The 23,101-nt window shown below is 53.0% G+C and carries 20 protein-coding genes and 1 other annotated feature; of the genes, 5 read left to right on the top strand and 15 right to left on the bottom strand.

Annotated features, from left to right (window positions below; genetic code table 11):
• Positions 1 to 39: 39 nt before the first annotated feature.
• Positions 40 to 1,074 carry a zinc-binding dehydrogenase gene (locus tag A6395_RS13650; protein WP_071399462.1) on the bottom strand — a complete coding sequence of 345 codons (1,035 nt, stop codon included), beginning with the start codon at positions 1,072 to 1,074 and terminating at the stop codon, positions 40 to 42.
• A gap of 98 nt (positions 1,075 to 1,172) precedes the next feature.
• On the bottom strand, positions 1,173 to 2,885 hold the full coding sequence (locus A6395_RS13645) for an ABC transporter ATP-binding protein (RefSeq protein ID WP_071399461.1): 1,713 nt from the start codon (positions 2,883 to 2,885) through the stop codon (positions 1,173 to 1,175).
• A gap of 118 nt (positions 2,886 to 3,003) precedes the next feature.
• Here A6395_RS13645 and A6395_RS13640 point away from each other — a divergent pair, with 118 nt between their 5' ends.
• The 3 genes from A6395_RS13640 to A6395_RS13630 all read left to right on the top strand — a co-directional run bounded on the left by A6395_RS13640 (position 3,004) and on the right by A6395_RS13630 (position 4,483).
• Complete coding sequence (locus A6395_RS13640; protein ID WP_070327665.1) at positions 3,004 to 3,354, top strand: iron-sulfur cluster biosynthesis family protein; 351 nt, start codon at positions 3,004 to 3,006, stop codon at positions 3,352 to 3,354.
• Positions 3,327 to 3,545, top strand: a complete 219-nt coding sequence (locus A6395_RS13635; protein WP_149038990.1) for a hypothetical protein — start codon at positions 3,327 to 3,329, stop codon at positions 3,543 to 3,545. Before A6395_RS13640 ends, A6395_RS13635 begins: the two co-directional genes overlap by 28 nt.
• Positions 3,546 to 3,631: 86 nt before the next feature.
• Positions 3,632 to 4,483 carry an alpha/beta fold hydrolase gene (locus A6395_RS13630; RefSeq protein ID WP_071399459.1) on the top strand — a complete coding sequence of 284 codons (852 nt, stop codon included), beginning with the start codon at positions 3,632 to 3,634 and terminating at the stop codon, positions 4,481 to 4,483.
• A 36-nt stretch (positions 4,484 to 4,519) separates the two neighbouring features.
• Here the strand turns inward: A6395_RS13630 and aspS are convergent, their stop codons facing one another.
• The 8 genes from aspS to secD form a co-directional block, all read right to left on the bottom strand.
• On the bottom strand, positions 4,520 to 6,298 hold the full coding sequence (gene aspS / locus A6395_RS13625; protein WP_071399458.1) for an aspartate--tRNA ligase: 1,779 nt from the start codon (positions 6,296 to 6,298) through the stop codon (positions 4,520 to 4,522).
• Complete coding sequence (gene hisS / locus A6395_RS13620; protein WP_071399457.1) at positions 6,295 to 7,575, bottom strand: histidine--tRNA ligase; 1,281 nt, start codon at positions 7,573 to 7,575, stop codon at positions 6,295 to 6,297. The genes aspS and hisS overlap by 4 nt, the downstream gene beginning before the upstream one ends.
• A gap of 39 nt (positions 7,576 to 7,614) precedes the next feature.
• Positions 7,615 to 7,849 (bottom strand) — a binding site (T-box leader).
• A gap of 38 nt (positions 7,850 to 7,887) precedes the next feature.
• A complete protein-coding gene (dtd, locus tag A6395_RS13615) occupies positions 7,888 to 8,331 on the bottom strand; it encodes a D-aminoacyl-tRNA deacylase (RefSeq protein WP_071399456.1) in 444 nt (147 codons plus the stop codon).
• Between the two features lie 17 nt (positions 8,332 to 8,348).
• On the bottom strand, positions 8,349 to 10,538 hold the full coding sequence (locus tag A6395_RS13610) for a RelA/SpoT family protein (RefSeq protein WP_070327670.1): 2,190 nt from the start codon (positions 10,536 to 10,538) through the stop codon (positions 8,349 to 8,351).
• A 187-nt stretch (positions 10,539 to 10,725) separates the two neighbouring features.
• Positions 10,726 to 11,244 carry an adenine phosphoribosyltransferase gene (locus A6395_RS13605; protein WP_071399455.1) on the bottom strand — a complete coding sequence of 173 codons (519 nt, stop codon included), beginning with the start codon at positions 11,242 to 11,244 and terminating at the stop codon, positions 10,726 to 10,728.
• Between the two features lies 1 nt (position 11,245).
• Positions 11,246 to 13,543: a single-stranded-DNA-specific exonuclease RecJ gene (gene recJ / locus A6395_RS13600; RefSeq protein WP_071399454.1), complete on the bottom strand. Its 2,298-nt coding sequence runs from the start codon at positions 13,541 to 13,543 to the stop codon at positions 11,246 to 11,248.
• Positions 13,544 to 13,645: 102 nt separating this feature from the next.
• Positions 13,646 to 14,575, bottom strand: coding sequence for a protein translocase subunit SecF (gene secF, locus A6395_RS16270; RefSeq protein WP_084813087.1), 930 nt, complete (start codon positions 14,573 to 14,575; stop codon positions 13,646 to 13,648).
• Entirely contained in the window at positions 14,565 to 15,866 is a 1,302-nt protein-coding gene (gene secD, locus A6395_RS16265; RefSeq protein ID WP_084813086.1) for a protein translocase subunit SecD, read from the bottom strand. The genes secF and secD overlap by 11 nt, the downstream gene beginning before the upstream one ends.
• A 218-nt stretch (positions 15,867 to 16,084) precedes the next feature.
• Between secD and zupT the strand changes: the two genes are divergently transcribed.
• Positions 16,085 to 16,951: a zinc transporter ZupT gene (zupT, locus tag A6395_RS13590; RefSeq protein WP_071399453.1), complete on the top strand. Its 867-nt coding sequence runs from the start codon at positions 16,085 to 16,087 to the stop codon at positions 16,949 to 16,951.
• A 124-nt stretch (positions 16,952 to 17,075) separates the two neighbouring features.
• On the opposite strand, the gene A6395_RS13585 is transcribed toward zupT, so the two are convergent.
• Together A6395_RS13585 and A6395_RS13580 are read right to left on the bottom strand one after the other, a co-directional pair.
• Complete coding sequence (locus tag A6395_RS13585) at positions 17,076 to 17,372, bottom strand: hypothetical protein (RefSeq protein WP_071399452.1); 297 nt, start codon at positions 17,370 to 17,372, stop codon at positions 17,076 to 17,078.
• A gap of 14 nt (positions 17,373 to 17,386) precedes the next feature.
• Positions 17,387 to 19,186 (bottom strand): methyl-accepting chemotaxis protein, encoded by a 1,800-nt coding sequence (locus tag A6395_RS13580; RefSeq protein ID WP_071399451.1) that lies wholly within the window; start codon positions 19,184 to 19,186, stop codon positions 17,387 to 17,389.
• 176 nt (positions 19,187 to 19,362) lie between these two features.
• Between A6395_RS13580 and A6395_RS13575 the strand changes: the two genes are divergently transcribed.
• Positions 19,363 to 20,517 carry an FAD-dependent oxidoreductase gene (locus tag A6395_RS13575; protein WP_071399450.1) on the top strand — a complete coding sequence of 385 codons (1,155 nt, stop codon included), beginning with the start codon at positions 19,363 to 19,365 and terminating at the stop codon, positions 20,515 to 20,517.
• 26 nt (positions 20,518 to 20,543) lie between these two features.
• On the opposite strand, the gene yajC is transcribed toward A6395_RS13575, so the two are convergent.
• From yajC to queA, 3 genes are all read right to left on the bottom strand, one after another.
• Positions 20,544 to 20,822: a preprotein translocase subunit YajC gene (gene yajC, locus A6395_RS13570; protein ID WP_070327676.1), complete on the bottom strand. Its 279-nt coding sequence runs from the start codon at positions 20,820 to 20,822 to the stop codon at positions 20,544 to 20,546.
• A gap of 83 nt (positions 20,823 to 20,905) precedes the next feature.
• Positions 20,906 to 22,051 carry a tRNA guanosine(34) transglycosylase Tgt gene (gene tgt / locus A6395_RS13565; RefSeq protein ID WP_070327677.1) on the bottom strand — a complete coding sequence of 382 codons (1,146 nt, stop codon included), beginning with the start codon at positions 22,049 to 22,051 and terminating at the stop codon, positions 20,906 to 20,908.
• Positions 22,048 to 23,091, bottom strand: coding sequence for a tRNA preQ1(34) S-adenosylmethionine ribosyltransferase-isomerase QueA (queA, locus tag A6395_RS13560; RefSeq protein ID WP_149038991.1), 1,044 nt, complete (start codon positions 23,089 to 23,091; stop codon positions 22,048 to 22,050). The genes tgt and queA overlap by 4 nt, the downstream gene beginning before the upstream one ends.
• Between the last annotated feature and the right edge of the window lie 10 nt (positions 23,092 to 23,101).

Raw genomic sequence — 23,101 nt, 5'->3', positions numbered from 1 at the left:
GGAAATCGGACTCGAGGGTCCGATTTCCTCTCTTTGCTGTTACGGGACGAGGACGATCTTACCGACCTTGCCTTGCTGTTTGAAATACGTTTGCGCCGCTCGGGCCTCTTCTAACGGGAATGCGCGGTCGACGACAGGCTTGATTTGACCGCTCGAAATCGCTTGGAGCATCGCTTTGAATTCCGCTCGTGTCCCGAGCACCGATCCATACATCGTAATGTGCTTCAAGTAGAGCGTACGGAAATCGAGATCGGTCCGTTGTCCCCCGGCCGATCCGGATATGCAAAACTTACCGCCGTTCTTCAATACATCGAGCGACGTTGCGAACAACGCATCCCCGACGACGTCGAGCACGGCATCGACCGGTCCACCGTTCGCTGCTAAAATCTCGTCCGCGAGCGTCTTCGACCGATAGGAGACGACGTGGCTCGCCCCGAGCGCTTTCAGTTTCGGTGCGTCTTTCAAATCGCCGATGATGGCGATGACGTTCGCTCCGAACACGTGCGCTGCAATCTGCACGTTCAACGAGCCGACACCGCCGCTCGCACCGGTGACGACGACCGTCTCACCAGGACGGATTTGAATTTGCTCGTTCATGTGCCACGCCGTCAACCCGCTCACCGAGAAGACGGCGCTGTCGACGAAACTGTCGAGCGGCATGTCATAACAAAGCTCGGCCGGCCAGACGACATATTCCGCATAACCGCCGTCATATTCCGAGCCGATGAACGACATGTCGGGAGCGAGATGCTCCGCACCGTCCGCCCCACTCGACGTGAACGGAAACAAGACGACACGTCGGCCGATCATCCCTTCATCCACTTGATTCCCGACCCCGACAATTTCTCCGGTAATATCTGATCCTGGAATCCGGGGAAACTGGACTCCCTCCGGACGCCAGCCTGATTCCTGCTCCGTCCCGTACGCCCCTTCTCGCATCCATATCTCCGTATTGTTGATGCCGCACGCCTGTACGCGGACGAGTACCTCATCGTCATTCGGTGTCGGGACCGGGACGTCGACGACCTGTAATTGATCGACGTCACCGTATCCGATGACTTGAACTGCTTTCATCAATTCATTTCCTCCTCACACATACACTGATGCTTGTTTATACCCATTTTTCGCAAAACAGCCACCAAGACTTGAATCACTGGTGGCTGTCCGACTAGTTATAGTTGTTGCCGTCTGAGCAGCCCGGCGAAGACGCCGCCTTTGGCACTCAACTCGTCGTGCGTCCCGTCCTCGACGATGCCATCGGCGGTGACGACGAGGATGCGGTCGGCATTCTTCACGGTCGCAAGACGGTGAGCGATGATGAGCGTCGTCCGGTCGGCCGCGAGTTCCGTAAGCGACTCCTGGATGATTGCTTCCGTCTCCGTGTCGAGGGCGGAAGTCGCTTCATCTAATATCAAGATCGGCGGGTTCTTCAAGAACATGCGGGCGATGGCGATCCGTTGTTTCTGTCCGCCCGACAGTTTCAGTCCCCGCTCTCCGATCTGTGTGTCGAGCCCGTGCTCGAGTTCGTCGACGAGCGAGTTCAAATGTGCCTTCTCGACCGCGTGCATGACTTCCGCGTCGCTTGCCTCGAGCTTACCGTAGGCGATGTTCTCGCGGAGCGTCCCGGCGAACAAGAACACGTCCTGCTGCACGATCCCGATCTGGCGACGTAGACTCTCTTTCGTCATGTCACGGATGTCGATTCCGTCGATTGTGATGGCCCCATCCGTCACGTCGTAAAAGCGCGGGATGAGCGAACAGATCGTCGTTTTGCCAGCACCGCTCGTCCCGACGAGGGCGACTGTCGACCCGGTCGTGATGTCGAGGTCGATATGCGTCAACACTTCTCGGTAGTCCGAGTAGCCGAACGAGACATCGTGGAAAGCGATGTTCCCTTTCAGTGAACTGACCTCGACCGCGTCCGGACGGTTCTCGATGTCCGGTGCCTCATCGATCAGTTCTGTGAACCGTTTGAAGCCGGCCATCCCTTTCGGATACATCTCGAGGAGCGCCGTGATCTTCTCGACCGGTTTGATGAGCAAGTTCATATACAAGATGAAACCGACGAGCTCACCGTATGTCAATTCGTTTTCATACGTCAAGTACGCCCCGTAGACGAGGACGAGTAATGTCATGAGCCGTGTCGTGATATAGATCCCGGCGAGCGACTTACTCATGACCCGATACGCTTCGATCTTCGAACCGCGATAGAAGTTGTTGTCTTGTTGGAACCGGTTGATTTCGAACGTCTCGTTCGTGAACGACTGGACGACACGCGCGCCAGAGACGCTATCTTCGACGCGGGCGTTCACTTCACTGATGTTGCCGTACATCTTCTGCCACGCCTTGTTCATGTTTTTATTGGCGTACGTGATCATGATGACGAGGAACGGCACGGCGATGACCGTCACGAGCGCAAGTTGCGGATTGATCGAGAACATGATTCCGAATGCGCCGAGCAATGTCATGATGGCGATGAAGAAGTCTTCCGGGCCGTGGTGTGCCACTTCGCCGATGTCGAACAAGTCGTTCGTGACCCGGCTCATCAAGTGACCGGTCTTATGGTTGTCGAAGAAGCGGAACGATTGCTTATGGATGTGCGTGAACAGTTCTTCGCGCATATCGGTCTCGATATTGATCCCGAGCTTATGTCCCCAATAGTTGACGACGTACTGCATCATCATAGCGAGTATGTACAGAATAAGCAGGCCAATACTGATGATAATAATCCAGTTCCATTCGCCGCCCGGTAACAGAACGTCGATGAACCATTTCACAGCGAGCGGGAAGCCAAGCTCGAGCAGGCCGACGAGGATGGCGAACGAGAAATCAAGGATGAATAACTTCTTATGTGGACGGTAATAACTAAAAAAACGTGAGATCATTTCCTTTCCCCCTTCTAAACAAATAGTTTACGCTTTTTTGCAGGAAGTGGAAAATGGGAAGCACGTCTTTTTCAATCTTTTTTCAGACGATGTATAATGGACGTAAGGAGTGATAACAATGAACGTACAGATTACAGACCGCGCGAACGAGCGTATCAACGCCTTGAAAGGTGACCGTGACGGACAGATGCACTTGTTTTATGAGACGGAAGGCTGCGGTTGCGGCAATAGCGGCATCTTCGAGATCCGCTACGTGACCGAGACGACACCGGAAGACGTCGAGATCGACTCGAACGTCGGGCCAATCCTCATCAAGAACTGGACGAAAGTCTTTTTGGACGAAGACATGATCATCGACTACCGCGACGATAAACGGTCGCTCGTCTTGAAGAGCAACGGCCAAGTGTTCAACTCGAACCTGCTCGTGACCGATGGGACCGGTTGCCAGCTGAACGTTCCGAGCGCATGAAACAAGCGCTCCAGGAGCACCCGAAGTTGATGCTTTGGTTCCTCCTCAGCTTCGGCCTCGGTTTGTTCGGCATCTACCTCGCTTTCACCGACTCCGTTTATACGATGACGGCCGTGATTGCGTCGCTGTTCGCCTTCGGGTTTGCGTTGCAGCGGACAGCAAAGAAGATGCATGAGCAAGAGGATAAATAACAAGAGATAAAGAATTATTAGAGAAGGTGTCGTACGATTCAGTCGGCCCTTCTTTTTTTATACATACGATTTGGAGGAATTTGAAAATGAGACGCTATATGATTCATTGCCAAGACATCGATATCCGCGTGACCGAATGGGGTGAGCGCGACAAGCCAGTCATCTTTTGTTTACACGGCCTCGGCAGTACAGCACTCAGTTTCATCGAAGTTGCGGACAAACTGCAAAACGACTTCCGCATCCTCGCAATTGATGCACCGGGCCATGGAATGTCACAATCTTTCCGTGATGACCATTCATATGACTTTCCGCGTTTTTGTGAGTGGTTGAATCAAGTGCTCGACATGCTCGATGTGAATCGCTTTTATTTTCTCTCTCATTCCTGGGGGTCATTCATTCACCTCTACTATTTGATTAATCAAGGCGAGCGTGTCGACGGCTCCATCTTGATTGATGGCGGTTATCAAAGTAAGCGACTTCGCGGAAACTCTCCTGAAAACGAATCCTCATTTTATGAGAAAGACTTCGAAGACTTTTGTGAGTCATGGGGTGAATTTGAATCGATTGCGGTGTACGATGGCATCTCGAGACGTTCACCGCTCTTGGACCTGGCCGCGCAAGACCTGGCCTTACATAATGATAACCGTTACTATTGGCATGCTCGTGGAAGCACTGGTGCAGCCATCATTCGATCGATGTATCGTGACGAAGTGCTCGATTTTTCGAGCCAGGTGCAAACGAACTCGATGATCCTGTTGCGAGCCACTCTTCCAGAATCGGATGAGCCATTTAAAGTTGATGCGTCAAGTCAGTTTGCCAAATTGACCGGTGCGACCGTCAAAGCGGTTCCATCTGTCTCACACATGTTACATTGGGAAAATCCAGACCGCATCGTTCAAGAAATCAAAGAAAACTGGGTCATATCTGTTTCCGTGTAAACAAAAGGAGGTTCGCCGCGGCGAACCTCCTTTCGTTTATCCTTGTTTCTTCTCTTTCACCGCTGTCCGGATTGACAACTCTTCGAGTTGCGCGTCCGCGACCGGGCTTGGTGCTTGCGTCAACAGACAGCTTGCCGACGCCGTTTTCGGGAAGGCGATCGTGTCGCGAAGGTTCGAACGACCCGCGAGGATCATGACGAGGCGGTCGAGACCGAGCGCGATACCCGCGTGCGGCGGTGTGCCGTATTCGAACGCTTCGAGTAAGAACCCGAACTGGGCGACCGACTCTTCGACCGTGAAGCCGAGCAGTTTGAACATCCGCTCTTGAATGTCGCGCTCATAAATCCGCTGTGATCCGCCACCGAGCTCATAGCCGTTCAAGACGAGGTCATACGCGAGCGCGCGCACGCTTGCTGGGTCCGTCTCGAGAAGATGGAGGTCGTCACGGTTTGGCATCGTGAACGGGTGGTGGTTGGCGTAGAAGCGGCCGTCTTCTTCTTCGAACGTGACGAGCGGGAAGTCCGTCACCCAAAGGAAGTTGAACTTCGACTCGTCGATGAGTCCGAGCTCATGACCGAGCTTGACGCGAAGGGCGCCGAGGCTGTCGGCGACGACAGTTGGTTTTGCCGCCACGAACAAGAGAAGATCGCCCGCTTCCGCGTTCGTCGCTGCAATCAACTTCTGTGCGTACGTCTCGTCGAAGAACTTCGCGATCGGTCCGTTCAAGCCTTCAGCCGTCACTTTGAGCCATGCGAGGCCTTTCGCGCCATAGACAGCCGTAAACTCTTGAAGTTTGTCGATGTCTTTACGCGAGAACTTGTCGGCCTCGCCTTTCACGTTGATCGCTTTGACGTGTCCGTTCGACTCGAGCGCCATATCGAACACTTTGAAACCAGCGCCTGTAACGGCGTCGGCAACGTCGATGAGTTCGAGACCGAAACGTGTGTCCGGCTTATCCGAACCGAAGCGACGCATCGCTTCCTCGTGCGTCATCCGCTCGAACTTGGCCGGTGTGTCGGTGCGACCGAGCGTCGCTTCCATCACTTGCCCCATCATCGCTTCCATCATCGCCATCAAGTCTTCGACGTCCATGAAGCTCGTCTCGATGTCGACTTGGGTGAATTCCGGTTGACGGTCGGCCCGGAGGTCTTCGTCGCGGAAACAACGGGCGATTTGGAAGTAACGGTCGAACCCGGCCACCATGAGGAGTTGCTTGAACAACTGTGGTGATTGCGGGAGCGCGTAGAACTCGCCGCCGTGGACACGGCTCGGGACGAGGTAGTCACGCGCGCCTTCCGGTGTCGACTTCGTCAAGATCGGCGTCTCGACTTCGAGGAACTCTTCTTCCGTCAAGAAGTTACGGATCGTGTTCGATGCCTTCGAGCGGAGGCGGAACGTCTCTTGGAGTGCCGGACGACGGAGGTCAAGGTAACGATATTTGAGGCGAAGGTCTTCAGAGACGTTTTCCGCTTCGTCGCCGATTGGGATCGGTGTCATCTTCGCCGCGTTCAAGATGTTGATCTCTGAAGCGATGACTTCGATGTTCCCTGTCGGCATGTTCGGGTTTTTGTTTTCACGTTCGAGGACGGTCCCTTTGATGTCTAAGACGTACTCGCTACGGATTGATTCCGCGAGCTTGTGCACCGCTTCGTTCTCAGGGCGCACGACGACTTGGACGATGCCTGTGCGGTCACGAAGGTCGATGAAGATGAGTCCTCCGAGGTCGCGTCGTTTTTGGACCCAACCTTTCAATTGTACTTCTTGGCCGATCAGTGACTCTGTCACGCGGCCGTTCATATGTGTGCGTCCGATCATTGTCCTGCTCCTTCCGATAGTTCACGAATTTTGTCTGCGACGGCCGAGAGTGGCACGTCGACTTGTTCTCCAGTTGCCATGACTTTGAGCGAGGCCGAGCCGCGTTCGACTTCATCGTCTCCGAGGATGACGGTGAATGCCGCATTTAAGCGGTCGGCTTGTTTGAATTGACCTTTGAACTTACGTCCGAGGTAATCGCGATCGGCTTTGAACCCTTCCATACGGAGGAGTTGCAACAGGCGCGTCGCTGTCGTCTCGACGTCTTTCCCGCCTTGGGCGACGACGAAGACATCAAGCCCGGTTGCAAGCTCAGGGAGCACGTTCTCGTTCTCGAGCGCGAGGATGAGCCGTTCGAGTCCGATCCCGAAGCCGATACCTGGCATATCCGGTCCACCGATATCTTGGACGAGGCCGTTATAGCGTCCACCGCCGCAAAGCGTCGTGATTGCGCCGAAGCCTTCTGCTTCCGACATGATCTCAAACGCCGTGTGCGTGTAGTAATCGAGGCCACGGACGAGTGTCGGGTCGACAACGTATGCGACACCGAGCGCGTCCAAATGCTCGAGCACTTTGTCGAAATACGCTTTCGACTCTTCGTTCAAAAAGTCGAGGATCGACGGTGCCGACTTCATCGCCGGGTGATCGCGATCGACTTTACAGTCGAGGACGCGGAGCGGGTTTTGGTGCAGGCGCGTCTGACAGTCCTGGCATAATTCGTCTTGGAACGGCTCGAAGTGACGGATGAGCGCTTCGCGGTGGGCGTTGCGGCTCTCCGCGTCACCGAGCGAGTTGACGACGACTTTGATTTTTTGTAAGCCGAACGATTTGTAGATCGTGTAGGCGAGGCTGATTACTTCGGCGTCGACGGCCGGGTCACTGCTGCCGATCGCCTCGACACCGTACTGGTGCAACTGGCGGAAACGGCCTTTTTGCGGACGCTCGTAACGGAACATCGGCCCCATGTAGTACAGCTTTGTCGGTTGATCGGGACTGCCGAACAGTTTGTTCGTGACGAAAGCGCGAACGACCGAGGCCGTTCCTTCCGGACGGAGCGTGTACTCGTCCTTGCCTTTTTTGACGAGCGTGAACATCTCTTTCTGGACGATGTCCGTCGTCTCGCCGACGCTGCGTGTGAACAGGTCCGTCGTTTCAAAAATCGGTGTGCGAATCTCTTTATAGTTGTAGCGGGCACTAATGTCGCGTAACTTGTCTTCGACATACTGCCACGTCTCGACCGTGCCCGGGAGCAGGTCTTGTGTACCGCGTGGTGCTTTCATCAAAATTCCCTCCTTAGAATACAAAAAGGCCCTCGTCCGCAAAGGGACGAGAGCCTGTTAAAGTTTCCCGTGGTACCACCCTCGTTGCAGAGCCAAAATCGATACTCTGCCACTCGAAATCGGTTAACGCCCGATGAAACGGCTTCCCCTACTAAACGTTCAAGGAAGCACCTCCAAAGTGTCGTTCGGGTCATCATCCAGTCGATGCTTTCAGCCAAGGCATCGCTCTCTTTGCTGGTGGGGTGACCGTACTTCTCTTTATCGTAGGTGTTAGGTTATATGGTTCATGATGCCGAATTTTGGCGCCTTCTGTCAAGCGTTTTTTTCAAGCATGAGCGTGACCGGACCGTCATTGACGAGCCCGACGTCCATCATCGCCCCGAACTTTCCGGTCTCGACGACGAGTCCGTGCGTCCGCAAACGGGCGTTGAACTGTTCGTAAAGACGTTCGGCGATGTCGGGTTTCGCAGCCTGCGTGAACGCGGGACGGCGGCCTTTCGACGTATCGCCGTACAGCGTGAACTGCGACACTGACAACACTTTGCCGGCGACGTCTTGAATCGACAAGTTCATCTTCTCTTCCGCGTCTTCGAACACACGGAGCCCCGCCACTTTATCGGCGAGCCAGTTCACTTCCTGCTCAGTATCCTCATGGGTCACCCCGACGAGGAGCAGATAGCCGGCGTCGATTTGTCCGACCGTCTGTTCATCGACTTTGACAGATGCTTCCTTCACTCGTTGCAACAATACACGCACTTAAAATCTTCCTTTCGTTACGTCATCATGACTCGGCTGACCGAGTATACGTCCGAGATCTGTTTGATCCGGTCGACGACTTTTTGCAAATGGTTCACGTTCGGAATCGAGATCGTCATCGAGATGCGGGCTTGTTTGTTTTGGTCCCCACGTCCGCTGACGGCGATGATGTTCGTGTTCGTCGCTGAGACGGCTTGGAGCACGTCGTTCAACAGTCCCGACCGGTCATAACCGGTGATCTCGATATCGACGTTGTAGTTCTTCTCTTTCGCCTGGCCCGCTTCCCACTCGACGGTCAAGAGGCGTTCCGGGTGTTGCTCGTTGATGATGTTCAAGCAGTCTTTCCGGTGGATCGAGACGCCGCGACCGCGGGTGATATATCCGACGATTTCGTCGCCCGGCACCGGGTTACAGCACCGGCTCATCCGGATGAGCATATTGTCGATCCCTTTGACCGAGACGCCGGCCTCGGCCGTCTTCTTCTTCGGTGACTGGCTGACTTTTAGTTCGTTGATCGCGTCAGACAGTTCGAGTTTCGGCTCTTTCCGTTGCTTCTCCGTCAACTTGTGCGCGACTTGGGCCGCGGTGATGCCGTGATAGCCGACGGCGGCGTACATCTCTTCTTCGTTCCCGAAGTTGAACTTCTCGACGACGATGCTGATCGACTGGTCGTCGATGACTTCTTTCGGTTCGAAGCCGAGCTTCTTGATCTCGACGTCGACGAGTTCTTTGCCTTTCTCGACGTTCTCTTCGCGTTGCTGGCGTTTGAACCATTGGCGGATCTTATTCTTCGCCTGACTCGAGACGGCGAGTTTGAGCCAGTCCTTGCTCGGTCCATAACTATGTTTCGACGTGATGATCTCAATGATGTCACCCGTCTCAAGTTTATGGTCGAGCGGCACCATGCGTCCGTTCACTTTCGCACCGGTCATCCGATGACCGATCTCGGTATGGATGCGGTACGCATAGTCGATTGGGACCGAGCCTTTCGGCAACTCGAACACGTCACCTTTTGGCGTGAAGACGTACAACATGTCGCTGAAGAAGTCGACTTTGAGCGACTCCATGAACTCTTCGGCGTCGGTCGTATCTTTTTGCAACTCTAAAATTTCACGAAGATGGGCAATCTTTTCATCGAACCCGTTCGTCGCGACATTTTTGCCTTCTTTATAAGCCCAGTGCGCGGCAATCCCGAACTCGGCGATGAAGTGCATGTCCTTCGTCCGGATCTGCACCTCGAGCGGCTCACCCTTCGGTCCGATCACCGTCGTGTGAAGCGATTGATACATGTTCGGTTTCGGCATGGCGATATAGTCCTTGAAACGACCCGGCATCGGCTTGTACTGCGTATGAATGATCCCGAGGACAGCGTAGCAATCACGGATCGAATCAACGATGATCCGGACCGCCATCAAGTCGTAAATTTCATTGAACTCTTTATTATGCTTCACGATCTTATTGTAAATCGAGTATATATGTTTCGGTCGACCGTTGACATCGGCTTCGATACTCACTTCATCGAGCACGGCGTTCACTTCGGTGATGACCGATGAGACGAGCGCTTCACGCTCTGTCCGTTTCTGTTTCATCATTGAGACGATCTTATAGTATTGCTGCGGGTTGATATAGCGTAACGAAATATCTTCAAGCTCCCACTTGATCGTCGAGATCCCCATCCGGTGCGCGAGCGGCGCAAAGATTTCAAGCGTCTCCTCGGCTTTTTGGACTTGCTTCTCTTTCGGCATATGCTGCAACGTCCGCATGTTGTGCAAGCGGTCGGCGAGTTTGATCAAGATGACGCGCACGTCTTCAGCCATCGCGATGATCATCTTACGGTGATTCTCCGCGAGTTCTTCTTTCTTCGACTTATACTTGATCTTCCCAAGCTTCGTCACACCATCGACAAGCATGGCGACTTCAACCCCAAATTCGTCAGTTAGTTCTTTGAGCGTGACATCCGTGTCCTCGACAACGTCGTGCAACAAGGCACCGACAATCGTCGTCGCATCTAAGCCGATGTCGACGAGAATACCGGCCACTTGCACCGGGTGCAGGATGTAGGGTTCACCTGAACGTCGGAACTGACCGGTATGATGAAGTTTTGCGTATTCGTAAGCGCGTTTCACTTCGGCAACATCATGCTCATCCATATACTTCCCGAGCGCGTCGAGAAGATCCTCAATACTTACGATTTGTTTTTTGGTCATAACATTCGACACCCTTTTTCTTACCGCTCCCAACGTCTCGGATTCGTCGCAGCATGGTAGTAGTTTGCGTACAAGTTGTTCTATTTTTTATTACCATTATCAAAAAAATCTGACGAACTGTCAAAGGTTGTAGGTTGTTTTCCTCAAAAACTATTCAAAAAACGGGAAGCATGAGCTTCCCGTTTCCTCAGTCTTCGTAGCGGATGAGTGAGAACAAGTCGTATCCTTCGAGACGTTCGCGTCCACCGAGGCCGTCGAGTTCGATCAAGAACCCGATTCCAGCAACGACACCACCGAGTTGTTCGATCATTTTGATCGTCGCTTCGATTGTGCCACCCGTCGCCAGTAAATCGTCGAGGATGACGACTTGCTGACCTGGCTTGATTGAATCTTTGTGCATCGTCAAAATGTCCGTACCGTATTCAAGACCGTACGATACGCGAACTGTCTCACGTGGTAACTTGCCTTCTTTACGTACCGGGACGAAGCCAAGTTCGAGGGCGTAAGCCGCCGGGCATCCGACGACGAATCCACGTGCTTCTGGTCCGGCGATGAGTTCAGCGCCACGTTCCTGCGCGTAGACGATCAATTCGTCGACCGCTTTCTTATAGGCAGGTCCGTCTTGCATGAGCGACGTGATGTCTTTAAAGCTGATTCCTTCTTTCGGGTAATCCGCTACTTCTTTAATATGCTGTTTGAAATCCATTTTATGTGTAAGCCTCCTGCATCTTGTTCGATCGCAATGATTGTAACCGCTCTTTCAGCTCTGCCAACGACGCATAGACGAAACGTTCTTCGAGTTGTTCTCGTCCGACGCGACGTTTGTAACAAGGCGCTTCGGTCAAATCACGTTTCGGTGCTTCTGGATTCACTCCAGGCAGTCCGTCTTCCATTGTAACAAGAAATTCGAGTTCAGAGAATACTTGATGCATAAATTGAATCGTATTTTTTGTCCATTTTCGTTCGATTGACAAACGAATCAAGTTTTCACGCAGGTGTTTCCGTTCGCACGTGGCCATATGGACGTAATACGTTCGGAAATCTTCCCGGCTCGGCAATTTCTCGAAAAACGAATTGCCCGCTTGGCCGAACGCGCAATAGACGCGCTCGACGTCTTCATTGAGCAGGTCGGACAGCGTCGTCTCGTCGTCCGGTAAATCGAGCAACACGACGAACCGTTTGACCGGCGTTTTGAAATCGTGGAGTGAAAACTCGTTCGACTCGCCTCTGAATGACACGTACGATGTCGCGTCACTCGGAAGCTGTCTCAATTCATCAATCGAGTTTTTCTTACCTCGATAATCGAACACTTGGAACCCATCGACACGGATGTCTTGGATCATGAGTTGCGGCTTGCGCATCCCATTCCATTCGTTCACTTGGAGACTCCCCATAACCGAGACGAGTGCCATCTTCGAGATTTCCGAGACGACGTGACCGAACCCGAAGCCGATGCCGTCGAGTTCGCGCTTGTCTCCAGCAAGCTGAACTTTAAGATGCGTGTTGTCGCGCCCGATTTGACGGATATCGCGCAGTTTCGCGTCCGCGACGACGACGCGCGGTGACGGGTTGCCCATCCCAAACGGGGCGAGCTTGCCGATTTCTGCGATCAAGTCGAGCGATACGTCGCTGACGTCGAGCTTCAAATCGACGTTCACGCGGGCGACGAACGTCTCGTCCGGAATCGATTCCGCTTGCTCGTTCAAGCGTCGTCTCAGCTCCGCCACATTCTCTGACATGAGCGTCATCCCGGCCGCTGCCGGGTGTCCCCCGAAGTGCGGGAGAATATCTTCGTTTTTAGAAAGCTCTTTAAATAAGTCAAAACCATCGATCGAGCGGCCCGAACCCTTAGCTTTCCCCGTCTTCGGATCGTGGCAGAGCAGGATGACCGGTCGATAGTACGCCTCGACGAGACGTGAGGCGACGATTCCGACGACACCCGGATTCCAACGTTCGCTCGCGACGACGAGGACACGGTCGTCCGTCATCGATGCTTCGACGAGTTCGGTTGCTTCTTTCGCGATAGTCTTGACGATGTCTTGACGCTCTTTGTTTTGTTTATCGAGTTGATTCGCTAAGACGAGTGCTTCTTCGACACTTTCGGCGAGCAGCATCTGGAGGGCTGGCATCGCCGAGTCAAGTCGTCCGGCCGCATTGATGCGGGGACCGAACGCGAACCCGACCGACTCTTCGTTGAGCGTGCTGTCCGTCAAGGCACAAACTTCGCGCAGCGCTAAAATCCCGGGCCGCTTCGATTCATCGAGCGCCTTGAGACCCAGCTTCGCGAGCAGACGGTTTTCTCCGTCGAGCGGGACGAGATCGGCGATTGTCCCGAGGACAGCCAAGTCGAGCAGCTCGTCAGGCATCCGCCCGAGCACGGCGTGTGCCACTTTAAGGGCGACTCCGGCTCCGGCGAGTTTGTCGTATGGATACGACGGATCGATGTGTGGATGAATGATCGCAAACGCGTCAGGTAGCGTCGCTTTCGGCTCGTGGTGGTCGGTGATGATCAAGTCGACGTTCAGTTCTTTCAACAGCGCCGCTTCTTCGATCCCCGAGATCCCACAGTCGACCGTGATGACGAGCGTGAACCCTTCACTTGCCGCCCAACTGAACGCTTCTTTGTTTGGCCCGTATCCTTCCGTGAACCGGTTCGGGATATAGCACTCGGCCATGACCCCGATCTCAGTCAACGCATGCCACATGACAGCCGAGGCACTGACCCCATCGACGTCGTAATCCCCATAGATGAGCACCATCTCGCCTTCGTCAGCCGCTCGCTTCAAGCGCTCGACGACTTTCGGCATCTGCTCGAACAAGTTCGGGTCGTGGAACTCGAGTTCATCCTCGATCTGAAGGAACGCCTTCGCTGCGTCAGGCTCTCGATGGCCTCGTTGCGTGAGCAACGTCGCGAGTTGTTCCGATATATTTAGTTCTGTCTGTAGTTGTTCGATCGCGGCCGCATCCGTCTCCGGATACACCCACCGTTTCTTTGCATGATACATATCCTTCACTCCAATCAACTGTTGATTATATCAGAACGGGGACGTGTTTTGCCGTCTTGACATATGAAAAAGGTCCTCCGAACGAATCGGAAGACCTTGTCATCACGCCTCAGGGGCGGGTGTGGCTTGTTTCTTTTTATTGATTGTTAATTTTTTGAGCATGAGCCAGAGGTATGACGCGATGAAGATCGATGAATACATCCCCATGACAAGTCCGATGAGAAGCGCGACCGCGAAGCCGCGAATCGACTCGGCTCCGAAGATGTACAAAGCGAGCGCCGTCACGAGTACGGTGATGACCGTGTTGACCGAACGGACAATCGTCTCTTGAATCGACGTGTTGACGATATCTTGGTAGACGTCCATCGACTTAATCTTCCGCTCTTTTTCGTACGCTTGAATATTCTCGCGCACCCGGTCGAACGTGACGATCGTATCGTTGACCGAGTACCCGATGATTGTCAAGATCGCGGCGACGAAGTACAAGTTGACTTCGATCCCAAAAATCGAGAACGCGACGATCATGAAGAACGCATCGTGCAACATCGCGACGACGGTCGCGAGCGCATACGAGAATTGGAATCGGAACGTGATGTAGAGAATGATCCCGAGCGACGCAAGGGCGACCGCATAGACGGCGTTACGGGCGATGTCGCGACCGACTTCGGCTGATACGGTACTAATATTCGGATCACTTCCAAACGTTTCCGTAAATACAGTTTTAACTGAAGCGACTTCATCCTGGCTGAGCTGACCGACGAACGTCACGTTCGCAAGCGACCCGCCATCGGCATATTGAATCGAAGAAATTGACTCGTTGACGCCTGCTTCTGTAAAGGCGGCTTCAAGTTCTTGTTGTGACACTTGTGTCTCCGTCTGCACTTCGACACGCGTCCCTGACGCGAAGTCGATTCCAAGGTTTAACCCTCGGAAGAATAAAATACCGAGACCGATGATAACGACGGCACACGAAATGATGAACAGCGTGCGCATATGTTTCACATAATTTAATTCAGTGAGCTTAAAGTTCACGGATTTCACTCTCCTTCACACCAAACCAACCTTTACGTTTGTCGAACAAGCGACTAGCGACGAGGAGGTGCATCAAATAACGTGAGATGAAGACGTTCGAGATGAACGTCATCGCAATTGAGATCATGAGCATGATGGCGAACCCTCGAACCGAGCTTGTCCCGAAGTAGAACAACACAGCGGCTGAGATGAGCGTCGTCAAGTTGGCATCGATGATCGTACTGAGCGAACGGCGGTTACCGGCGCGGAACGCCGACAGTACCGACTTGCCTGAGCGAAGCTCGTCTTTAATCCGCTCGGCCGTGATGATGTTCGCGTCAACTGCCATCCCGACCCCGAGGACGAGAGCGGCAATTCCTGGCAGCGTCAAGACGGCGTTGATACCGTTAAAGAACAACATGATCAAATTGATATACAAGACGAGCGTGATGATCGAGACGAGTCCAGGTAAACGATAGAAGAACAACATGAACAAGAAGACAGCTGCAATCCCGATGAGCGAAGCGAAGACAGTCTTATCGAGCGCGTCTTGTCCGAACTGGGCTGATACTGACGTCGAGTAAATCTCTTCGAGCTTGACTGGAAGCGCGCCGGCGTTCAAAATGTCGGCCAAGCGTTGTCCGCTTTCGGCATCGATATCGCCGCCCGAAATGATCGCTTTGTCAGATAGGATTGGTCCGTTGACCGAAGCATCTGAGACGATCTTCGAGTTCTCTTTTTGAATCTCTTCTTCATATGAATCGCCTTCTTCAAAGTCTAACCAGATGACGAGACGGTTCTCTGGGGCCGGACGCTCTGCGATTTTCGACGTCACTTCGCCGAACTGTTCCGCTGACTGGAGCGTCAACTCGACGACCGGGTTCCCTTGTTGGTCATAACTGATGGCAGCCCCACGTGGTGCGAGGTCTTTCCCATCGAGCAAGACGTTGTCATCGATGTCACGGAACGTGAGCTGCGCTGTCGACGACAGCACTTCCCGCGCATCATTCTGATTCGAGACACCAGCTAACTGGACACGAATTCGGTTCTCGTCTTCAATCCGGATATCCGGTTCAGAGACACCTAAGACGTTGACACGGTTGTTGATAGCGCGAACGGTTGCATTCATCGCTGATTGATCGATGACATCACCGTCTTCGAGTGGCTGGACTTCGTACAGCACTTCAAATCCGCCTTTTAAGTCGAGTCCAAGGTTCGTGTTCTTGACGACCCATGGCGTCGTGAACACAGCGAGCAAGATCGTTGCGATCATGATGACCGCAAAAATCGCGATATTCCCTTTTTTGTACATACGGCTATTTCCTTTCTAGATACGTGTTCTATATAAAACTTCTCCCGTTAACATTACAAATATTCTAAACATTTATCAATCGTTTTCCTAAAATTGTAACATCAACCTCGAGATTTTCTGGCTTTTTTGCCCGAACGACTAAAAGTTGCATTAGGGCAAAACTTGCGTTATGCTATGACTATCGAAAATATATCACGTTTGCAAAGGAGTCCTCTACAATGGATAGTACAATTATTTTCGCCTTTTTATTGACACTATTCGCTGGGCTCGCGACCGGGATCGGAAGCATGATTGCCTTCTTCGCGAAGCGGACGAACACAGCCTTTCTGTCAATCTCGCTCGGCTTCTCGGGCGGTGTCATGATTTACGTCTCGTTCATTGAGATCTTCCCGAAAGCACTTGTCGAACTCGTCGGTGCCCATGGGGAAAAAGCCGGCACAATTTATACCGTGCTCGCATTTTTTGGAGGGATGCTTCTGATCGCTTTAATCGATAAGTTGATCCCCTCCCCTGAAAACCCGCATGAGGTCAAATTCGTCGAGACGATGCAAAACGATCCGTCGTCACAAGAACTGGCCACGACCGCAACCGCAACAGAGGGTGAGCCTGTGCCGTTAAATCAGGAGACAAAACAACGTCTTCACAAAATGGGTCTGTTTATGGCGCTCGCCATCACGATTCATAACTTCCCTGAAGGACTAGCCACGTTCATCTCCGCGCTCGACGACCCGGCCGTCGGTATCGCCATCGCGATTGCCATCGCCTTGCACAATATTCCGGAAGGGATTGCCGTCTCGGTGCCGATTTACTACGCGACCGGCTCGCGGAAGAAAGCGTTAAAACTCTCGTTCCTGTCAGGTCTAGCGGAACCGGTCGGTGCCATTGTCGGCTTCTTGATTTTGATGCCATTCTTGAACGATACGATCTTCGGTTTGTTGTTCGCAGCCGTCGGCGGGATCATGGTATTCATCTCGCTCGACGAACTGTTACCGGCCGCCCGTGAATACGGCCGAGCCCATCATGCGGTATACGGCATGGTCGCCGGAATGATGGTTATGGCAGCGAGTCTTGTTCTTTTAATGTAACGAAGACATGTGTCAATCTATGCACCTATCAATAAAGAGGTCGTTGAAACGGATTATCCGTCTCAATGACCTCTTTTCATTTCATAGATAGTAGTTCACTTAAGATGATTTTGTTCTCTACTCATCATTCAGAGTTTTTCTTCTTAAAAATTTCTAGCGCTTCAAAAAAAGCGATTCCTGTCAGCAATGAAATGTTTTTAAGGTTTAATACATTATTTTCAATCCAAATTTGTGCTAAAGATTCTCCACAACTTGCTCGAATCATCTCATCCGTGCCTTCATCATTTGCGACGGTCAACAATGCAATCTCTATTGCTTCATTGTTTGAAATAAAACCCAAATCGATAGCAGCATCGTCTCTTTCTGCATCATTTGCTGTCTTGTCTACTAATATCCCGATTAAATCGCTCGTATTGTCCACACTTAAACCCCTTTTCAATGCGGTGTAGAAGTCTTGAACAAGTGGACGAGATCTTTCAACTCGACCGACATATGGCTCATCGTCTCGGCGATGCCATTGATTTCTTGAATCGCGGCGAGCTGTTCTTCCACGTTCGCCCCCGCTTCTTCGACACTGCGTTGCGTCGAAACCGCGTTCGTCGACATGTCCTCGACCGAGACCGCGACTTCGGTCGTATTCGCACTGACTTCCTCTGTCGCCGCGGCAATTTCGCTCATCTGACGCGACGTCTCTTGAATGACCGACACGATTTCACGGAACGCCCCGGCGACTTCACCCATTTGGGCGACGCCGTTCGTCACATGACCGCTCGTCACGTCAAACGCCGCCTCAACTTGTTTCGTGTCGCGTTGGATATCGACGACGACCGCTTGAATCTTCTTGGCCGATTGTTTCGACTCTTCGGCGAGTTTACGGACTTCAGCGGCGACGACCGCGAACCCTTTCCCGTGCTCCCCTGCCCGCGCTGCCTCGATGGCGGCGTTCAAAGCGAGCAAGTTCGTCTGTTCGGTGATGGCCGTAATCGACCGGGTGATCTTTTCAATCTCAAGCGATTGGTTCGATAAACGTTCGACCATCTGTTGGGTCAGGTCGTTGGCCCGTTGAATCTCTTGCATCTGACTCTCGGCCAACTGAATCGTTTCAAGTCCGCCGCTCGCCGCCTCAAGTGTATGAATCGTCTGTTCATTCACACCTTGGGAGGCGGCAGCGATTTGATTCAAGCCGGTGACAGCCTGATTGACGCCAGACGTCCCTTCCTCGGCGCGCTTGGCCGACACTTGGGCCGCGATATTCATGTCTTCGAACAGTCCAGCCACGCCTTGAGTCGTCGTCGCGACGTGGTCCGTGCTCGCGTATAACTCTTCCGAATACGCCGTCACTTTATCCGAAGCAGCTCCGACCTGGCGGATCAACCCGACGAGGTTGTGTTTCATCTCGTTAAAGGCCGTCACGAGATCACCAAGCTCATCATTCGATTCGACGGCGATGTCTTCACCGGTCAAGTCCCCTTCCGCGACGACTCGTGCTTCACGGACGAGACGGTTGATCGGTGTTAAGAACAGTTTTTGGAGCGCATAGAGCGACAACAGCCCGATGGCGACACCGATGATACTGATGATGATCATCCAGACGATCGAGGTGCCGGCGTTTGCTTGCACAGCCGCCGTCTCATCGTCTAGCATCTCCGCTTGATGGGCGACGAGATCGGTGACCGTCATCCGGACCCGATCGGTCGTCGGGGTCACGCTCGTGTTGAGTACCGTCTTGTACCCGATCTCATCTTGTTGTTGGCGCAGCTCGATGGCACGTGCCATATCGGTATCGAGCAGTTGATTGAACTTCTCTAAGTCCCCGAGCCAACTGAGCACTTTGTCGTCAGATGAAGACTTTTTAAGTGCATCCATCAATTCGTCACGCTTTTGTTGCGACGCTTCTAAGCTGATTAACGTCTTCGGGTTCGAGACGAGTAAATAATAATTCAAATAGCGCTCGGCATCTGTAACTGTCAACGCCAAATCTTCGGCGATCAACATGTCACGGAGACCTTCGTTCAACACCCGATCGTACTCAGCAGTGGCATTTTTTAATTGATAAGAACCGAGCGCGCCGACGAGGAGCAAGGCAATGATTGTCGGCACGAGCGCGATCGCCATCTTCCGTCGCATCGATGAACGGCCTTTCGTTCGTTTGATCGACGAACGTCCTTTCAGTCGTTTGACGCGAGCCCAACCTTGCCATTTTTTAATCGGTTGTAATAATCGTTTAACGTCCATGTCCGTTTCCTCATTTCCAATTTCTTCTCAACTTGACATTAATGCAAACGTTTTCACTAATCAATTTGATTTTTGGAAATGAGGTCGATGATTCGAGGGATTGATGAAGTTTGACAAAAAGCAGACACTTACCCTATGATACAAATCGTAACTATTACTATTTAAGAGGTGGAAGCATGACTGATCTGTCAACACGGGTATTAATCATCGGCGCCGGCGTTCACGGTATGACCCTCGCTGTATCTTATTTAGAACAAGGCGGTGCGTTAGAAGAGCTTCTGCTAATTGACGCTCACGATCAACTACTCAAGAACTGGAAGTCCCAAACCGCTCATATTGAAATGTCACATTTGCGCTCGACGCGCGTCCATCATATATCGTCTAATCCATACGCGTTGAAACAGTTCGCGGCGGCGAACGACTATGGCTCTTATCATTTCAAGGATACGTTCGGCCGACCGTCTTTAGCGTTGTTCAACGATCATTGTGATCAACTCATCGCGGACTTTAATCTTCGTTCTCGTTTTTTAGGCAATCAACCCGTCTCCTCGATTAAACGGTCCGGCAACGTCTACGAAGTGACGACATCGACTCGACGGATTACCGCCGAGACGGTCATCGTTTCGACCGGTCAATCGAGCTCGATGCATCTACCGGGCTTTGCGGACATCCCGACATGCCGACACGTCTTTTCAGCTAACGATCAGCCGGAACAATCGAACGTTACCGTCGTCGGCGGCGGGATCACGGCGTTACATTATACGGTATCGCGTCATAGTAAAGGCCATGACGTCACGCTCGTCACGAAGCGCCCGCTCGAGGTGAGCCAGTTCGACGCCGACCGCAGTTTCATGGGTCCAAAGGGGTTACGCGCTTTCCATCAGTTGGAAGACAACTGGATCGAGAAACGTGACTTCGTCAAGCAAGAACGAAAGCCTGGGACGTCCCCGAACGACCTCGTCTTGAAAGTGAAGCGGCTCGTGCAACTTGGTGAAATTCGACACATCATTGGAGAAGCGGTCCGTGACGGTGACCAGTTATTCGTCGACGGGATTGCGTTGCCGTCTGACGAGATCGTCTGCTGCACGGGGATCCGCCCGCTCCATCCGAAAGAGACGTTTTTACGGCCGCTCATGGAGCAGCTCGACTTACCGCTCACCCCGTGCGGCACACCGGTACTTGATGCCTCACTCGCTTGGACAGACAACTTCTACATGACTGGCGCTTACGCCGACTTGATCGTCGGTCCGTTCGCTCGTGCCATCTACGGCGGTCAAGAAGGGGCTCGTCGTATCATTCCTCGCCTATTACCCGCACGAAAAAACGCCTGACCATATACTGGTCAGGCGTCATTTGCTTACTCAGCGAATGAAGAGTTTCCTTTTTTCGTCACTTCAGCAATCGCACTGCGATTGAACTTGAGAAGTGCTTGGTCGCATTTCAATGTGACTTCTGTGTCTTCGATCTGATGGACGACACCGTGAAGGCCGCCAATCGTCACGACATGATCGCCACGCTCAAGCGCATTTTGCATCGTTTGTACTTGCTTTTGTCGCTTCGTCTGTGGACGGATCAACAAGAAGTAGAACACGACGAAAATAAGGATCATCGGTAATAGTGCTACGAGAGTTTCCATTTGTAGAATTCACCCTTTCCTTCAATATCAGGTTCATTATACCGTGAAACCGATTCGTTGTCACATAATCGCTGTTAGAAGAATTAGAAATTCTTGGCGTTCGGTTTGTTATATCCATATTCTTCGAAGTACTCTTCTTTGAAATCGAGGAGACGGTCTTCGCGGATCGCTTGACGGACCTGCTCCATCAAATTCACGAGGAAATGAAGGTTATGCGTCGAGCAAAGGTGGAGACCGAACATCTCATCGGCACGGATCAAATGGTGCACGTATGCCCGTGAATAGTTCTTACACGTATAGCAATCGCACTTCTCATCGATCGGGCCAAAGTCCGTCTTATGTTTGGCGTGTTTGATCGTCACGCGACCTTTAGACGTCATGAGCGTGCCGTTACGGGCGATCCGTGTCGGCAAGACGCAGTCGAACATGTCGATCCCGCGAATCGAACCTTCGATCAACGCATCCGGTGATCCGACGCCCATCAAGTAGCGCGGCTTATCTTCCGGCATGAACGGTGTCGTGAACTCGAGCGCCCGATACATGACGTCTTTCGGTTCGCCGACCGACAAACCGCCGACCGCATAACCCGGGAAATCGAGTGAGACGAGGTCTTCGGCGCTTTGACGGCGAAGGTCTTCGTACTCGCCACCTTGGATGATGCCGAACAGCGCCTGGTCCTCCGGACGTTCGTGCGCCGCGAGGCAACGTTCGGCCCAACGGCTTGTCCGCTCGACCGACTTCTTCATGTATTCATGCGTCGCCGGGAACGGCGGGCACTCATCGAACGCCATCATAATGTCCGCACCGAGCGCGTTTTGGATTTCCATCGCCTTTTCTGGTGACAAGAACAACTTGTCCCCGTTCAAATGGTTACGGAAATGGACGCCTTCTTCTTGAATGTTACGCAGGTCAGCGAGTGAGAACACTTGGAAGCCGCCTGAGTCCGTCAAGATCGCGCCGTCCCAGTTCATGAACTTGTGAAGTCCGCCCGCTTGCTTGACGACCTCGTGTCCGGGACGAATCCATAGGTGGTACGTGTTCGATAAGATGATGTTCGCACCCATCGCTTTCACTTGTTCAGGTGCCATCGTCTTGACGCTCGCCTGCGTGCCGACCGGCATGAAGACAGGCGTCTCGAACGAGCCGTGCGGCGTATGGACGATCCCGTGCCGCGCTCCTGATTGTTTACACGTGTGGATGTGTTCGTATGTGACTGCATGTTTGGTCATTTGTTTTCTTCCTTCCTCGTAATGAGCATCGCGTCTCCAAAGCTGAAGAAGCGGTATTCGTTTTCCACCGCGGTTCGGTAGGCGTGTAAGATGATGTCGCGTGACGCGAACGCCGAGACGAGCATGACGAGCGTTGACTTCGGCAGATGGAAGTTCGTGATCAGTCCATCGATCGCCTTCAACTCGACGCCAGGGTAAATAAAGATGTCCGTCCAGCCCGATGACTCGACGAAATTCCCGTGATCGCGCATGATCGTCTCGAGCGTCCGTGTCGACGTCGTTCCGACCGCGAAGACGCGGCCGCCGCTCGCGCGGACGTCACGGAGCGCCCGTGCCGATTTCTCGGACAGTTCAAAGTACTCGCTATGCATCGTATGCTCTTCGATCGTATCGGCCGTGACCGGGCGGAACGTCCCGAGCCCGACGTGAAGTGTGAGCGGGATCAAGTTGACCCCTTTCGCCTGGGCAGCCTCGAGCAATTCTTCTGTGAAATGAAGACCTGCCGTCGGTGCGGCCGCACTGCCGCGTTCGCGGGCGTAGACGGTCTGGTAGCGGTCTTGATCGTCAAGCTGTTCGCGGATGTAAGGCGGGAGCGGCATCGTGCCGAGCTCGTCTAAAATCTCATAGAAGATCCCGTCATACTCGAACTTGAAGCGGCGTCCGCCTTCCGGGAGCTCCTCGACACATTCGGCCCGGAGCAATCCGTTCCCGAATTCGACGATGGCGCCGACGCGGACTTTCTTCGCCGGTTTGACGAGCGCTTCCCAGACGTCATCTTCGGTCTGCTTCAAGAGCAGCAGCTCGACTTTGCCGCCCGTCTCTTGCTTCGCCCCGAACAGACGGGCCGGCAAGACACGCGAATCGTTGACGACGAGCGCGTCGCCTGCTTGTAAATAGTCGAGCACGTCACGGAAGTGGCGGTGCTCGATGTCACCTGTGTCACGGTCGAGGACGAGCAAACGTGAGCTCGTCCGATCAAGGAGCGGGACTTGGGCGATCAATTCTTCTGGCAAGTCAAAATCATAGTCGTTTACGTTCAATTGAATATCT

Source organism: Exiguobacterium sp. SH31, assembly GCF_001816105.1.
Taxonomy (GTDB): domain Bacteria; phylum Bacillota; class Bacilli; order Exiguobacteriales; family Exiguobacteriaceae; genus Exiguobacterium; species Exiguobacterium aurantiacum_A.
This window is presented reverse-complemented; position numbering and strand designations above follow the sequence as displayed.